The 12,941-nt window shown below is 64.7% G+C and carries 12 protein-coding genes; 6 read left to right on the top strand and 6 right to left on the bottom strand.

Going from position 1 to position 12,941, the window contains the following annotated elements; all coding sequences use genetic code 11:
• Positions 1-274: 274 nt before the first annotated feature.
• The 5 genes from ABIE08_RS08570 to ABIE08_RS08550 all read right to left on the bottom strand — a co-directional run bounded on the left by ABIE08_RS08570 (position 275) and on the right by ABIE08_RS08550 (position 6,152).
• Complete coding sequence (locus ABIE08_RS08570; protein ID WP_354550265.1) at positions 275-1,486, bottom strand: NADP-dependent isocitrate dehydrogenase; 1,212 nt, start codon at positions 1,484-1,486, stop codon at positions 275-277.
• A gap of 183 nt (positions 1,487-1,669) precedes the next feature.
• Entirely contained in the window at positions 1,670-2,995 is a 1,326-nt protein-coding gene (locus ABIE08_RS08565; RefSeq protein ID WP_354550263.1) for a glycosyltransferase family 2 protein, read from the bottom strand.
• Between the two features lie 428 nt (positions 2,996-3,423).
• A complete protein-coding gene (locus ABIE08_RS08560; protein ID WP_354550261.1) occupies positions 3,424-4,593 on the bottom strand; it encodes a glycosyltransferase family 2 protein in 1,170 nt (389 codons plus the stop codon).
• Positions 4,594-4,701: 108 nt separating this feature from the next.
• Positions 4,702-5,592, bottom strand: coding sequence for a glycosyltransferase family 2 protein (locus ABIE08_RS08555; RefSeq protein WP_354550259.1), 891 nt, complete (start codon positions 5,590-5,592; stop codon positions 4,702-4,704).
• Positions 5,589-6,152 (bottom strand): HdeD family acid-resistance protein, encoded by a 564-nt coding sequence (locus ABIE08_RS08550; protein ID WP_354550258.1) that lies wholly within the window; start codon positions 6,150-6,152, stop codon positions 5,589-5,591. The genes ABIE08_RS08555 and ABIE08_RS08550 overlap by 4 nt, the downstream gene beginning before the upstream one ends.
• Positions 6,153-6,295: 143 nt before the next feature.
• On the opposite strand from ABIE08_RS08550, the gene ABIE08_RS08545 reads away from it, so the two are divergent.
• Both ABIE08_RS08545 and murI read left to right on the top strand, forming a co-directional pair.
• A complete protein-coding gene (locus tag ABIE08_RS08545; RefSeq protein WP_354550256.1) occupies positions 6,296-7,105 on the top strand; it encodes an RNA methyltransferase in 810 nt (269 codons plus the stop codon).
• Entirely contained in the window at positions 7,102-7,899 is a 798-nt protein-coding gene (murI, locus tag ABIE08_RS08540; protein WP_354550254.1) for a glutamate racemase, read from the top strand. The genes ABIE08_RS08545 and murI overlap by 4 nt, the downstream gene beginning before the upstream one ends.
• 30 nt (positions 7,900-7,929) lie before the next feature.
• Here murI and ABIE08_RS08535 read toward each other — a convergent pair whose 3' ends face one another.
• Positions 7,930-8,931, bottom strand: coding sequence for an LLM class flavin-dependent oxidoreductase (locus ABIE08_RS08535; RefSeq protein WP_354550252.1), 1,002 nt, complete (start codon positions 8,929-8,931; stop codon positions 7,930-7,932).
• A 166-nt stretch (positions 8,932-9,097) separates the two neighbouring features.
• Between ABIE08_RS08535 and ABIE08_RS08530 the strand changes: the two genes are divergently transcribed.
• From ABIE08_RS08530 to ABIE08_RS08515, 4 genes are all read left to right on the top strand, one after another.
• Positions 9,098-10,093, top strand: coding sequence for a Gfo/Idh/MocA family protein (locus ABIE08_RS08530; RefSeq protein WP_354551633.1), 996 nt, complete (start codon positions 9,098-9,100; stop codon positions 10,091-10,093).
• A 76-nt stretch (positions 10,094-10,169) separates the two neighbouring features.
• Complete coding sequence (locus tag ABIE08_RS08525) at positions 10,170-10,946, top strand: SDR family NAD(P)-dependent oxidoreductase (protein WP_354550250.1); 777 nt, start codon at positions 10,170-10,172, stop codon at positions 10,944-10,946.
• Between the two features lie 191 nt (positions 10,947-11,137).
• Positions 11,138-11,755, top strand: coding sequence for a 30S ribosomal protein S4 (rpsD, locus tag ABIE08_RS08520; RefSeq protein WP_266329449.1), 618 nt, complete (start codon positions 11,138-11,140; stop codon positions 11,753-11,755).
• Between the two features lie 138 nt (positions 11,756-11,893).
• Positions 11,894-12,787, top strand: a complete 894-nt coding sequence (locus tag ABIE08_RS08515; protein ID WP_354550249.1) for a DMT family transporter — start codon at positions 11,894-11,896, stop codon at positions 12,785-12,787.
• Positions 12,788-12,941 lie beyond the last annotated feature (154 nt).

The raw sequence follows: 12,941 nt of genomic DNA, 5'->3' as shown, positions 1-12,941 counted from the left end.
GTATTTGTTGCGATGCAACAATATGATTATTGGCCGTGACTTAATCCATAAATACTGACAAATTATCGATAGTATTTACTGTATAGCTTCAAATGCATTTTCCCTTTCCGTAATCGGAATCCTGACCGGTGGGGAGGCGCTTGGCGGGCCTGCCGGAGACTGGATGGGGCTGCCAGCGCAGTGGGAGTTGGGGCGAGGCGGCGCGATGACAGAAAACGAAAACGGCGCGGGATGAGCCCGCGCCGTTTCCTGTGTCAATTAAGACGGGTGAGGCTTATGCCATCGCCTTGGTCAGGTTTTCGCTGACCTTGTCGAGGAAGCCCGTCGTCGACAGCCACTTCTGGTCCGGGCCAACGAGCAGCGCCAGATCCTTGGTCATGTCGCCGGCTTCGACCGTATCGACGCAGACCTTCTCGAGCGTCAGCGCGAACTTCGCCAGTTCGGCGTTGTCGTCGAGCTTGGCGCGATGGGCGAGGCCGCGGGTCCAGGCGAAGATCGACGCGATCGAGTTGGTCGACGTCTCCTTGCCCTGCTGGTGCTGGCGATAGTGGCGCGTCACGGTGCCGTGGGCGGCTTCGGCTTCGACGGTCTTGCCGTCGGGCGTCAGCAGCACGGAGGTCATCAGGCCGAGCGAGCCGAAGCCCTGTGCGACCGTGTCGGACTGGACGTCGCCGTCATAGTTCTTGCACGCCCACACATAGCCGCCGGACCACTTCAGGGCGGAGGCGACCATGTCGTCGATCAGGCGATGCTCGTAGGTGATGCCGGCTGCCTTGAAGGCGGCGGTGAATTCGGCGTCGAACACTTCCTGGAACAGATCCTTGAAGCGGCCGTCATAGGCCTTGAGGATGGTGTTCTTGGTCGAGAGATAAACCGGATACTTGCGCATCAGGCCGTAGTTCAGGGAGGCGCGGGCGAACTCGCGGATCGATTCGTCGAGGTTGTACATCGCCATGGCGACGCCCGCGCCCGGGAACTTGAAGACTTCCTTCTCGATGACGGTGCCGTCTTCGCCCTCGAACTTGATCGTCATGCGGCCCTTGCCGGGGACGAGAAAGTCGGTCGCCTTGTACTGGTCGCCAAAGGCATGACGGCCGACGATGATCGGCTGGGTCCAGCCGGGCACCAGGCGGGGCACGTTCTGGCAGATGATCGGCTCGCGGAAGATCACGCCGCCGAGGATGTTGCGGATGGTGCCGTTCGGCGACTTCCACATTTCCTTGAGGTTGAATTCCTTCACGCGGGCTTCGTCCGGCGTGATGGTGGCGCACTTGACGCCGACGCCGACCTTCTTGATCGCCTCGGCGGCCTCGACCGTCACCTTGTCGTTGGTGGCGTCGCGATGCTCGATGCCCAGGTCGAAATACTGGAGGTCGAGATCGAGGTAGGGGTGGATCAGCTTGTCCTTGATGTTCTGCCAGATGATCCGGGTCATCTCGTCGCCGTCGAGCTCAACGACGGGATTGGCTACCTTGATCTTCGCCATGGATGAGAACCTCGCTTCGGGGTTGGACGGCTCGGCTTGCCGGCGGAAGGAGGCCGCGGGCGGCAAGGCAGCGCCGAGGATGGTGCGGGCTCCCCTATAGCATCGCACTCAAAACGCGCAAAGGCGCGCGGGCAGGAGAATGTTGCCGCGGCGCGGGGATTCGAAAGCGTCGGCGGGGCTGCGTCAGGAGACGTGCGACGGCAGCATCCGGCGTCGTTTGCCGATGGCACGCTTGATCCGGGCGTGCAGGCGACGCGGCGCGCTCAGATGCAGTTCGATATGCGCATGGACCGGCCATTTGCCGCCATGAAGCGCTTCGACGCCCTCTCGCAGCAAGGGTTTTGGAATGAATGTCGCCAGCTTGCGAATGGCCCGGCGTTCCCCGAATGTTGCGGCAAGCTGCCGGACCTGCTCGTTGAAGAACTGGTCGCGGTTCCAGTCTGCGAGGTCGCGCGCCGTCGCGAGGCCGCCCCACTGGAACAGGGCCGCCAGCGCGTTCCAGTACCGCTTTTCGCCGATCCGTACCGAGAAGTCGGCTGCGTTGGCGACGAGAACCCGGACGCCCTCCCGCATGCGGATGGATTTGTATTGCGTTGCCGGGCCAGCGTCGCTGCCCAGATGGGCGAGACTCGGCGTCGAGGCCGCGAAATTGCTGCCATGGATGCGGTAGGTCGAAAGCGGAAGATCGATGACCATCGAGCCGCCGAGAAGATGGGCGAGACGGTTATAGTGCCCGTCCGCCGAGAGCTTCGGGAGGTCGCACGCTTGGCACGCCGGCGCGAGCATGGTGAGGATGAAGCGGCGGTACATGTTCGCCGTGCCGGGGGACCATGGCCACTCCATCGGCACGGGCTGAAGCAGGCGCGTGTTCCGGTGGAGGACTTCGTAGGTTTCGTCGTCGATCGAGCGAAGGCGAGGCACGATCTCGGCCGGGCGCAGCCCGACGGATGTCACTTCTGGTCGTGTGCCAGCGGTATTGCGCCGTCCGTTGACGATCGCGCCATCCGGTCCCGTCTCCAGGGTGGAACTGGACGTAAAGACCACATTGAGCCGGCTCGCCAGATGCGCCTGGATATGCACCGAGGCAAAGTTCGACAGCAGCGTGTCGTCGGAGTCGACGAACGTGACGAAGTCGCCGGTCGCCAGTTCCAGGCCGCGCAGGGCGCCTCCCAGGGGGCCGAGATTGACGTCGGAATGGATGACGCGAAAGCGCGGGTCCGCTGCGACGTGCTTTTCGATGACCTCGTGGCTCTCATCCGTCGAGGCGTTGTCGACGATCACGACTTCGAAGTTCGGATAGTCCTGGGCGCGGATGGAATCGATCGTGCGGCCAATGTACCGGCCGTAATTCCAGTTGCGGACGATGAAGGACACTTTGGGAAGCTGTACGTCTCCGAAAGCTGCCAGCCGGGATGTCGCGACGCCGCCAATCGTCAGCTCCTCGCCGAGGTTGGCGCGGCTCGATGCTGGCAGTTCCGATGATCCGGAATGGTCCAAGCGGTCCAACATGACTCGAATTGCGCCCTTTCGAGGTGCTCATCCCCGTTCGATTGATCGGTTTGCCTCGGCCTCATGAGCTTGCCACGGCCAAACCTGCGAATGAGTTGTACTGGTATTAACATGCTCGTCGGTGCGCAATGACTGGTTTGGAATTCGTCCAAAATAGCCGTTGAAAAGGCTGCCGCTGAGGCAGGATCACAACACTGGAAAGCATATCGGTGTCGGTAGACTGCATGGGACGCTACGACGATGTCGATTCAGCAGAGGACAGGATGTATTCGCGCCGCTTCGCGCGGCGAATCGAGCGGGTTCGATTGGTCCAGTGTAATTGCCGTGACATGTCTTGCTGCGGTGGGGTGCGGATCCCCACGCGCCAGATTCTTCCGGGGCGTCCTGCGACAGGGAAGGCCTCAGCGCGCGCGAGATCTGCCCCCTTGCTAGCTTTGGCGGCGCTTCGCCTTGCGGGCGCGAAGATGCTGGCGGAGCCTCTCGTTCATCTGTCGCAGGACCGTGGTGTGAAGCGCGAAGTGCACACGCAGCGGCAGGCCGGCTCCGTGGTGCTTCCGGAGGATCGCCAGCACGGCGGGGCGAGGCAGTTGGCTGTCCAATCGGTGAATGGCCCGCCTCTCACCAAAGGCGCGGACGAGCAACGGCAGCAGGCCGTCGGTACGCTCCGCGATTTGTGAGGGGCTTGGCACTTCGCCGGATCCCGGCGGCAGGCCGCCAAGCAACAGGGTCAAGCCGTCCCAATAGCGTTGCGCGCCGATGCGGCGGGCGAAGTCCGAACCATTGGCGGCCCAGACCCGGAGCCTGAGCCGGTCGTCGGCGACGGTTCCCCCGGCCACGCCCTCGTCGGTTGGCTCGGGAACGGCACCTGGCAACCGTCTCGAAAGCGGCATCCCGATCCCGGCCGACCCGCCAAGCAACTGGCAGAGGGGCGCATATAGCGCGGTAGGCGAGGATGGCTGTTCCGTCGACGCGCCGGCGCCTGGATCCAGCAGATCGATGATGAAGCGCCGATACATCTGGGCCGCGTCGGGAGAGGCCGACCAGCCCAGCCTTGCCGGCTCGAGCAGCGTGGTGCGCGAGGCGAGATCCGCGAAGACGTCGTCGTCGAGGCAGGAAAGCCGCAGGACCGGCGTTGCCGGCTGCAGCCACGCAGCGGCTGACCCGGACGCCAGGGACGCGTGTGGCAAACCGCCGCGTGCCGGTTCGTCCATTGAGATCGATGAGGCGGTGAAGGCGATGTTATGGCGGCTCGCGAGATGAGCCTGGATATGGACGGCGGTGAAGCTCGGCACGGGAAGCTCCGTCGCATCAAGAAAGGTGACGAACTCTCCCTCGGCAGCCGCAAGGCCAAGAGACGCCCGGCCGAACGGCCCCGGATCCGTATCAACGGACACCGTCTTGAAGCGCGGATCACCGTCGATCAGGTGCTCAAGGGTTGTGCGACTGGAGGCGGTGGCGCCGGCGTCTACGAGAATGGCTTCGAAGCGGGGATAGGTCTGCATCCGCATCGCTTCGATGACCCGGGCGAAATCGTCGCCGGGCTGGCGCGTGAGCACGAAGGAGACCAGAGGCAGCCGGATGGCGCCGGGGTCGGCCAAGGTCGCCTCCCCATGATCCTGGATGGAGAAATTGGATCTATCCATGGCGTTTCCCATCCAGAGCGATCGTGTCGAGTGCGGATCGGCCCTCCCACAGCAAGGCGACCGTCATGCCCTCCGTTGCTTCCGGAAGTTCTTGCGGAACCAGCGTTCCTGCCGCTTGTTGCCCTTCTCGAACGAAGCGCGCCCGGAATCGAAATGCTGCAATTGGGGCGCGGTCACGCTCGAATTCCTGCCGTGGATCCGATAGCCGGATAGCGGCTCGTTCAGCATGATGCTCCCGCCTTCCGTGTGACAGAAGGGGGCCGCGGAGGCGTCGAGCGCGAACTTGACCTCGATCGGATCGCGGATCGCCCGCATCAGGCGTTCGATCTTCGGCCGGCGGTAGACGATGGAGGTTCCCGGATACCAGCACCAGCGCCGCTGTGTCGGCGGGATTAGAGTCACGGAGAGCCGTTGTGGCGCGTCCTGCTGCGTTGTGACCGCGGTGTCGACCCAGCCCGGCCGGTCCACGCCCAGTTCCTTCCACCAATGCGGCATGTTGCCGGCGACAATCGTGCCGTGTCGGTCGACCTGCAGCGTGTCACCCGTCGACACGTCGGCGCCGATATTCAGCAGCAGATGCGCGCGAATGTGGTGGCTGATGAAATGCGGAAACAGGAAATCGTCGGTGTCGAGGAAGGACGCGTAATCGCCGGAGACGGGATGCTGCGTCAAAATGTGGTGCGCGGCGCCGAGTTGGCCGATGTTCTGCGCCAGTTGGATGAAGCGTACCTGCGGATGCTGCTCGACGAAGGTCCTGATCAGGGCCGGGCTGTCGTCTTCGGAGCCATTGTCGAGGACGATGATTTCCAGCGCCGGGTAGTCTTGCGCCACCGCGGATCGGAGCGCCGTCAGCAGATAGGCGGCGTAGTTCCAGTTGATCGCGATGATCGTAACGAGCGGCAGCTTTTCGCTGCCGCTCACGCCGTAGGCCCGGCGCCACTCGGTCTCGTTCATGCAATGATGCGTCGCGCGGCCAGGGCCAGCGCGATGTAGCTCCAGCCCGTGAAGAGCAGCGAGATGCCCGCCAGCGTGCCGGGGACCCAAAGGCCCGAGAACGGATACTGCAGCAGTATGAACAGGCCGGCCAGGAAGGCGATGATGCCGGCGGCAAGGATCCAGCCCCAGCCATCCATCGGCCGGACGCGCATCGACAGGGCGATCTGGAAGATGCCCTTGGCCATGAAGACGGAAGCGATGATCAGGGTGAGCGCGACGCTGCCGACGACGGGCGACATGTAGATCGCGATGCCGCCGATCAGCACGACGATGCCGACAACCAGCTGCCACAGGAAGCCGCCCCAGCCCTGGACGCTGAAGGACTGGAAGATCTGGACCGCGCCGGCGATGACCAGGACGACGGCGAGGAAGATCGTGACGGTGACGCTGGAGATCAGCGGCATCGCGATGGCGCAAATGCCGCCAATCACGAACACGATGCCGAGAAACAGGAACCAGCCCCACTTTTCTCGAACGCTTGTCGAGAAGCTCTTACCGGCTGTCAGATCTGCGGCCATTTTCGCGTCCTCCCCATGAACCGTCCGTGTTGCCAAGGTTGCGACTCGGTAGAGCCCTGCAACCTGCTTTGCGCAGTGCAAATATAGCGTGAGAGCTCTCTATGGGCTAGGAGAGGGCGAAATCAACATGATGCACGGACGCAATGGTCGCTTCTGAACTTCTCGTCGACGGGCCCGCCGTCATTCTCGTCGAACCGCAGCTTGGCGAGAACATCGGCACGGCCGCCCGCGCCATGGCGAATTTCGGTCTGCGTGACCTCCGCATCGTCAATCCGCGCGACGGCTGGCCGAGCGAGAGCGCGCGCCGCGCCGCCAGCCGGGCCGACCATGTCTTCGATCGCATCCGCCTGTTCCAGACGGTGGAGGAAGCTGTCGCCGATCTCGGCTATCTCGTTGCGACCACGGCCCGCTCGCGCGAGCTTGCCAAGACGGTTCGCGGCCCCGCCGCCGCCGCCGGCATCATGCGCGGGCATATGGCCGGCGGCGTGAAGACCGGCATTCTGTTCGGGCGCGAGCGCATCGGTCTCACCAATGAGGAGATCTCGCTGGCCGACGAGATCGTGACGCTGCCGATCGACCCGCAATTCGCCTCGCTCAACATCGCCCAAGCCGTGCTGATCCTCGCCTATGAATGGCGGCGCAGCGGGCTCGAGACGGAGGAGGCGGGGCTTCGCTTCACCACGCCGAACGATAGCCGGCCGGCGACCAAGCAGGAGCTGATCGGCCTGTTCGAGCATCTGGAAGGCGCGCTCGACGCGGTCACCTTCTTCCGCCCGCTCGAGAAGCGACCCGTCGTCGTGCAGACCCTTCGCGCCATGCTGCAGAAGGCGCAGTTCACCGAGGCCGATATCCGCACGCTGCGCGGCGTCGTCGCCGCGCTGGAAAACCGGCCTACCCGGCCGCGCCGTCGCGCCGATGGCACGGAAACCACGAGCCGCGAGGCCGAGGATTGACCGCCAGGCTGCTGGTCTTCGATTCGGGCATTGGCGGCCTCTCGGTTCTGCGCGAGATCCGGCGCCCATTGCCGTCCGCCGATATCACCTATGTCGCGGACGATGCCGCCTTTCCCTATGGCGACTGGGAGGCCGGTCCGCTTTCCGATCATATCGTCGCGCTGATGGGCCGGTTGATCGAGCGCTTCCGGCCGGATGCGGTGGTGATTGCCTGCAACACGGCCTCGACGCTCGTCTTGCCGCCGCTGCGGGCGCTGCATGCGATTCCCTTCATCGGCACGGTGCCCGCGATCAAGCCGGCGGCCGAGCGTTCCGGCAGCCATGTCGTCGGCGTGCTGGCAACGCCGGGCACGATGAAGCGGGACTATACGCGCGAACTGATCCGCAGCTTTGCTCGGGATTGTCATGTTCGGCTGGTTGGCTCGTCGGAGCTGGCGCCGCTGGCGGAAGCGGTGATGCGCGGCGATGCCGTCGACGATGCCGCCCTTCGCACCGAGATCGAGCCGGCCTTTATCGAGGTCGAGGGCAGGCGAACCGACACGATCGTGCTCGCCTGCACGCATTATCCCTTCCTGATCGACCGGCTGGAAGCCGTGGCGCCCTGGCCGGTCACCTGGATCGACCCGGCCGAGGCGATCGCGCGCCGGGTTCTGTCGGTCCTGTCGTTGACGGCCGAGCCGTCGGACGTCCCGATGGCGGAGGGTCAGGCCTTCCTCACCTCCGGCAAGGCCTGGGCGCCTGCCCAATTGCGCCTGCTGTCGCAGTTCGGCCTGACCGGCGCCGTCCTAGACTGAAACGGGCGCGGGCCTGCCGCGCCCGGTCGCTCAGCCGCGATGGGCGTCCATCAGGATCTCGAAGGAACGCTTGCGGTCGGCCGGATCGTAGAAATCCGTCGTGACGATCAACTCGTCTGCCCCGGTCTGCTCGATCACGGCCGCGAGCTTCTGCTTCACCGTTTCCGGGCCGCCGATGATCGCCACACCGAGGTGTGAGCGGACATAGGCTTCTTCGCGCGGCTCCCAGCGGCCTTCCATGCTGTCGACCGGCGGCATCAGTACCGTCGGCTGGCCGCGCACGAGATTGACCAGGCGCTGGTACTGCGTCGTCACCTGGTAATTCGCTTCCTCGTCGGTTTCGGCCGCGATCACCGGCAGCCCGACCATCACATAGGGCTTCTCCAGATATTCGGAGGGGCGGAAGAAGTGGCGGTAGGTCTCCAGCGCCTCCATCAGCCGCTGCGGCGCGAAATGGCTGGCGAAGGAGAAGGGCAGGCCGAGCAGCGCGGCGAGCTGGGCGCTGAAGGTCGAGGATCCGAGCAGCCAGACAGGCACGTTGGAGCCTTCGCCAGGAACGGCCCGCAACTTCTGGCCCTCGGCGGCGGGCGCGAGCAGCGCCAGGAGTTCCTGCACATTCTGCGGAAACGCGTTGTCGTCGTCCGTCATGTCGCGGCGGAGCGCCCGCATCGTCATCGGGTCGCTACCCGGCGCGCGGCCGAGACCAAGATCGATGCGGCCGGGATAGAGCGCTTCCAGCGTGCCGAACTGCTCGGCAATGACGAGCGGCGCGTGGTTGGGCAGCATCACGCCGCCGGACCCGACGCGGATCGTCGACGTGCCGCCGGCGAGATAGCCGATCAGCACCGACGTTGCCGAACTGGCGATGCCCGGCATGTTATGGTGCTCGGCCACCCAGAAGCGATTGTATCCGAGCCCTTCGACATGGCGCGCGAGATCGAGCGAGTTGTTCAGCGCCGCGGTGACGGTCCCGTTCTGGCGAACCGGCGCGAGGTCGAGGACGGAGAGCGGAATGGGGGATGGCTGGGGCATGGATCGGTCCGGTGGGGCAAATGTGGACTCCCATGTGGGAAGCCGCGCCCGGATCGGGAAGGTCGCGGCGCGAAAATTTTTGTATTGATCGGTACATAAATCTGTGTCCCTTTTCGCGGCCTCTGTGCGACGCTGAGCGCACGGCAGGCAGGCAAGGGACGTGGCGATGATCGGTTGGGGCATTCTGGGCACGGGGTTCATCTCCGATACCGTCGCGGCGGCGATCGGCGAGAGCCCGGGGTCTCGGCTTGCCGCCGTTGCCGGGCGCGACGTCGCCCGCACCGAAGAATTCCGCGCCCGCTTCGGCGGGAACCGCGCCTATGGCTATGCCGCCGAACTGTTTGCCGATCCCGCCGTCGACATCGTCTATGTCGGCCTGCCGAACCATCTGCATCACGGCTTCGTCGCCGAGGCGGCGGCGGCCGGCAAGGCGGTCCTCAGCGAAAAGTCGCTCTCGATCGACATGGAGAAGAGCCGCGCGCTGGTCGATGCGGTGGCGGTGAACGACGTCTTCTTCGTCGAGGGACTGATGTATCTCGCCCATCCGCTGATCGCACGTTTCGTCGATATCCTTCGGGATGGCAGGCTTGGGACCGTGAAGTCGATCCACGCCAGCTACGCGGCCGACATCTGGCAGGTCGTCAATCCGCAAGGGCGGGGCACGCTGTACAATCTCGGCTGCTATCCGGTCTCGCTGCTGCAACTCGTGGTGCAGACCGTCGCCGGCGAGGGCGCTTTCCGGGACCGGCGCCAGACCGGCACCGGCTCGATCTCCGCCCATGACGGCAATGTGAGCGAGGCGGCGCTGGCGGTTCGCTTCGGCAACGGCATTCTGGCGACCGTCCAGACTGCCGAGACCTATGGCATGCATCCGGAATTCATCGTCGTCGGCGACAAAGGCAGCCTGCGCTTCCTCGACAATCCCTGGCTGCCGCAGGCCGGCACCAGCCGGCTGCTCTTCACCGGCTTCGATGGAACGGTCGAGGAAATCCAGGTCGAAAGCGATGCGGACGCTTTCCTGCATCAGGTCCGCATGGTCGAGCGCAGCCTTGCCGCCGGTTCGAAGATCGCGGACCGGCCGTCGCCGAGGCCGGCGGACTCGATCGAGATCATGGAGATGCTGACCGAGTGGGAAGCGGACATCCGTCGCGTTCCGGCCTGAAGGGCCGGACTCGCTCACTCTCAAGCCTTTCACTAGCTTCTAGACGCGGCGTGGCCGCAACCATCAGGAGATCGCAATGGACCTTCAACTGTCGAACAAGACGGCTCTGGTGACCGGCTCTACCGGCGGCATCGGGCTGGCGATTGCCAGGACCCTGGCCGAGGAAGGCGCGGCCGTCATCGTCATCGGCCGTTCGGCTGAGTCGGTAGAGAGGACCGTTCAGGAGATTGGCGCGGCGCGCGGCATTGTCGCAGATCCCGCCACGGCCGAAGGCGCTGCCGCGCTGACCAGTGCCGTGCCCTCGGTCGACATTCTCGTCAACAATCTCGGCATCTACGAAGTGAAGCCCTTCGCCGAGATCACCGACGCGGACTGGCTGCGCTTCTTCGACGTCAACGTGCTCTCCGGCATCCGGCTGGCGCGGCACTATTTCCCAGCCATGCTGGAGCGCAACTGGGGCCGCATCATCTTCGTCTCCAGCGAATCGGCGCTGCAGGTGCCGCCGGACATGATCCACTACGGCATGACCAAGACGGCGCAGCTTTCCGTGGCGCGCGGCCTGGCCGAACTGACCAAGGGCACGGCGGTGACGGTCAATTCCGTGCTGCCGGGGCCGACGCGTTCGGCCGGAATTGGCGATTTCCTGCGTTCCGTCTTCCCGGGCAATCCCGGCAGCGAGGCGGAACTCGAGAAGGAATTCTTCCGGCAGTATCGGTCGTCGTCGCTGCTGCAGCGAATGATCGATCCCAAGGAGATCGCCGCGCTGGTCGCCTATGTCGCGAGCCCGCTCGGGGCGGCCACGAATGGCGCGGCGCTGCGGGTTGAGGGCGGCTTGCTGATGTCGGCTACCTGAGGCGGCGAACCGTCTCCGGCATTTGACTCATCCGGGCTTCTCCTCTACACCCCGGCCCATCGCGTCGGCTCGTTCGGGCCGGCGTGGTATTTCACGCACCCGCGGAAACGCTCTTCGTTTCCTGTCGGCCGGCCCAAAAGACCGGCAGAGGAGGGCACGTGTCCCTGTAACTCGTATCCAAGGGATATGCGATGTCGAAGCGTGCTTCGTCTAAACATAAGATTGACCGCCGTCTTGGCGAAAACCTCTGGGGTCGTCCCAAGTCTCCGGTCAACAAGCGCGAATACGGCCCCGGCCAGCATGGCCAGCGCCGCAAGGGCAAGGTTTCCGATTACGGTACCCAGCTTCGCGCCAAGCAGAAGCTCAAGGGCTACTACGGCAACATCTCCGAGAAGCAGTTCCGGAAGATCTATGCCGATGCGACCCGTCGCAAGGGCGATTCGTCGGAGAACCTGATCGGCCTCCTCGAGTGCCGTCTGGACGCGATCGTCTATCGCGCCAAGTTCGTCCCGACCGTGTTCGCCGCGCGCCAGTTCATCTCGCACGGTCACATCAAGGTCAACGGCCGCCGCGTCAACATTCCGTCCTTCCAGGCGAAGGTCGGCGATGTGATCGAGGTCAAGGAAGCTTCGCGTCAGCTGACGATCGTCCTCGAGGCGACCCAGCTCGCCGAGCGTGACGTTCCCGACTACATCGAAGTCGATCATCACAAGATGAGCGCCAAGTTCTCGCGCGTGCCGGCTCTGGCCGACGTGCCGTATCCGGTTCACATGGAACCGAACCTGGTCGTCGAATTCTATTCGCGCTGATCCGTCAGCGTTATCGAGTTCTGGAAAAGGCCGCCTTCGGGCGGCCTTTTCTTTTTCGCCGCCTTTGCCGGCATTTTCGACCTTCGGATTGGCGGGTGGGCGGCGTATCAAGGAAACATCCGGCCAAAAGGGTGCGACATGACCGAAATCGGGATCGAGAAGCGGCGCGGGGGCGATCTCGTCGGCTTTGCGGCCATTGCCACGACGATCATCGGCTGGGCATCGGCCTTCGCGGCCATCCGCGTCGGTCTCACCGCGCTGACGCCGGTCGAGCTGGCCGCCGCGCGCTATCTCGCCGCCGCCGTTCCGGCCGGTCTCTATCTGCTCATCGCCCGTCCGCCGCTGCCTTCGCTTCGGGATTTCCTGCGTCTGATCGTCATCGGCGTGCTGTTCATTGCCGCCTATGCGGTGCTGCTCAACACCGGCGAGCAGACGATCGCGGCGGGTCCGGCCTCGTTCATCATCCAGATCAATCCGATCATCGTGGCGCTGATCGCCATGCCGTTGCTCGGAGAGCGCTTCGGGCTTGGCGGCTGGGTCGGCACGCTGGTGTCGTTCCTGGGCGTTGGGCTGATCGCCTATGGCAGCGGCGACGGGCTCGGGCTGAATGTCGGAGCGCTGCTGATCCTCGGCGCAGCGCTTTGCACTTCGGTCTCGACCATCCTGCAGAAGCCCATGCTTGGGCGCATGCCGGCGCTGGCTGTCACCGCCTGGGTGCTCCTTCTTGGTAGCCTTCCGTTAACCCCGGCGATCCCCGACACGCTGGCCGCGCTGAAACTGGCGCCCCCTGCCGTCCTCTGGTCGATCGCCTATCTCGTCGTGCTGCCCACCGTCGTCGGCTACCTGACCTGGGCGATCGCGCTGAAGCGCTTCCCGGCCTCGCGCGCCTCCAACTTCCTCTATTGCATCGCGCCGACCGCGACGCTGATCGGCTATCTGTGGCTGGGCGAAGTGCCCTCGCCCACCAGCCTGCTCGGTGGCGCCATGGCGATCGGCGGCGTCGTCATCGTCAATCTCACCCGCCGGCGATAGGGTCGCGGGCGTTTGGGCTTGCCGGGCGGCTCGCGAAGCGGCATCAAGGCGGCAACAGCCGGAACCCACACACCATGACCGAACTGCTCGACATCGCCCGCCGCATCGCGGCCTCGGACCCGCTGGAGGCGGAGAGCAGCGACGCGTGCCATCC

It is taken from the genome of Kaistia defluvii (assembly GCF_040548815.1).
GTDB lineage: Bacteria > Pseudomonadota > Alphaproteobacteria > Rhizobiales > Kaistiaceae > Kaistia > Kaistia defluvii_A.
The sequence above is the reverse complement of the archived record's forward strand: the minus strand, read 5'-3'. Positions and strand labels throughout refer to the sequence as shown.

Bases quoted from the DNA above. Each gene is read 5' to 3' on its own strand.
- ABIE08_RS08570 (WP_354550265.1), bottom strand. From the start codon at position 1,486: ATGGCGAAGATCAAGGTAGCCAATCCCGTCGTTGAGCTCGACGGCGAC.
- ABIE08_RS08565 (WP_354550263.1), bottom strand. From the start codon at position 2,995: ATGTTGGACCGCTTGGACCATTCCGGATCATCGGAACTGCCAGCATCG.
- ABIE08_RS08555 (WP_354550259.1), bottom strand. From the start codon at position 5,592: ATGAACGAGACCGAGTGGCGCCGGGCCTACGGCGTGAGCGGCAGCGAA.
- ABIE08_RS08550 (WP_354550258.1), bottom strand. From the start codon at position 6,152: ATGGCCGCAGATCTGACAGCCGGTAAGAGCTTCTCGACAAGCGTTCGA.
- ABIE08_RS08545 (WP_354550256.1), top strand. From the start codon at position 6,296: ATGGTCGCTTCTGAACTTCTCGTCGACGGGCCCGCCGTCATTCTCGTC.
- ABIE08_RS08535 (WP_354550252.1), bottom strand. From the start codon at position 8,931: ATGCCCCAGCCATCCCCCATTCCGCTCTCCGTCCTCGACCTCGCGCCG.
- ABIE08_RS08530 (WP_354551633.1), top strand. From the start codon at position 9,098: ATGATCGGTTGGGGCATTCTGGGCACGGGGTTCATCTCCGATACCGTC.
- ABIE08_RS08525 (WP_354550250.1), top strand. From the start codon at position 10,170: ATGGACCTTCAACTGTCGAACAAGACGGCTCTGGTGACCGGCTCTACC.
- rpsD (WP_266329449.1), top strand. From the start codon at position 11,138: ATGTCGAAGCGTGCTTCGTCTAAACATAAGATTGACCGCCGTCTTGGC.
- ABIE08_RS08515 (WP_354550249.1), top strand. From the start codon at position 11,894: ATGACCGAAATCGGGATCGAGAAGCGGCGCGGGGGCGATCTCGTCGGC.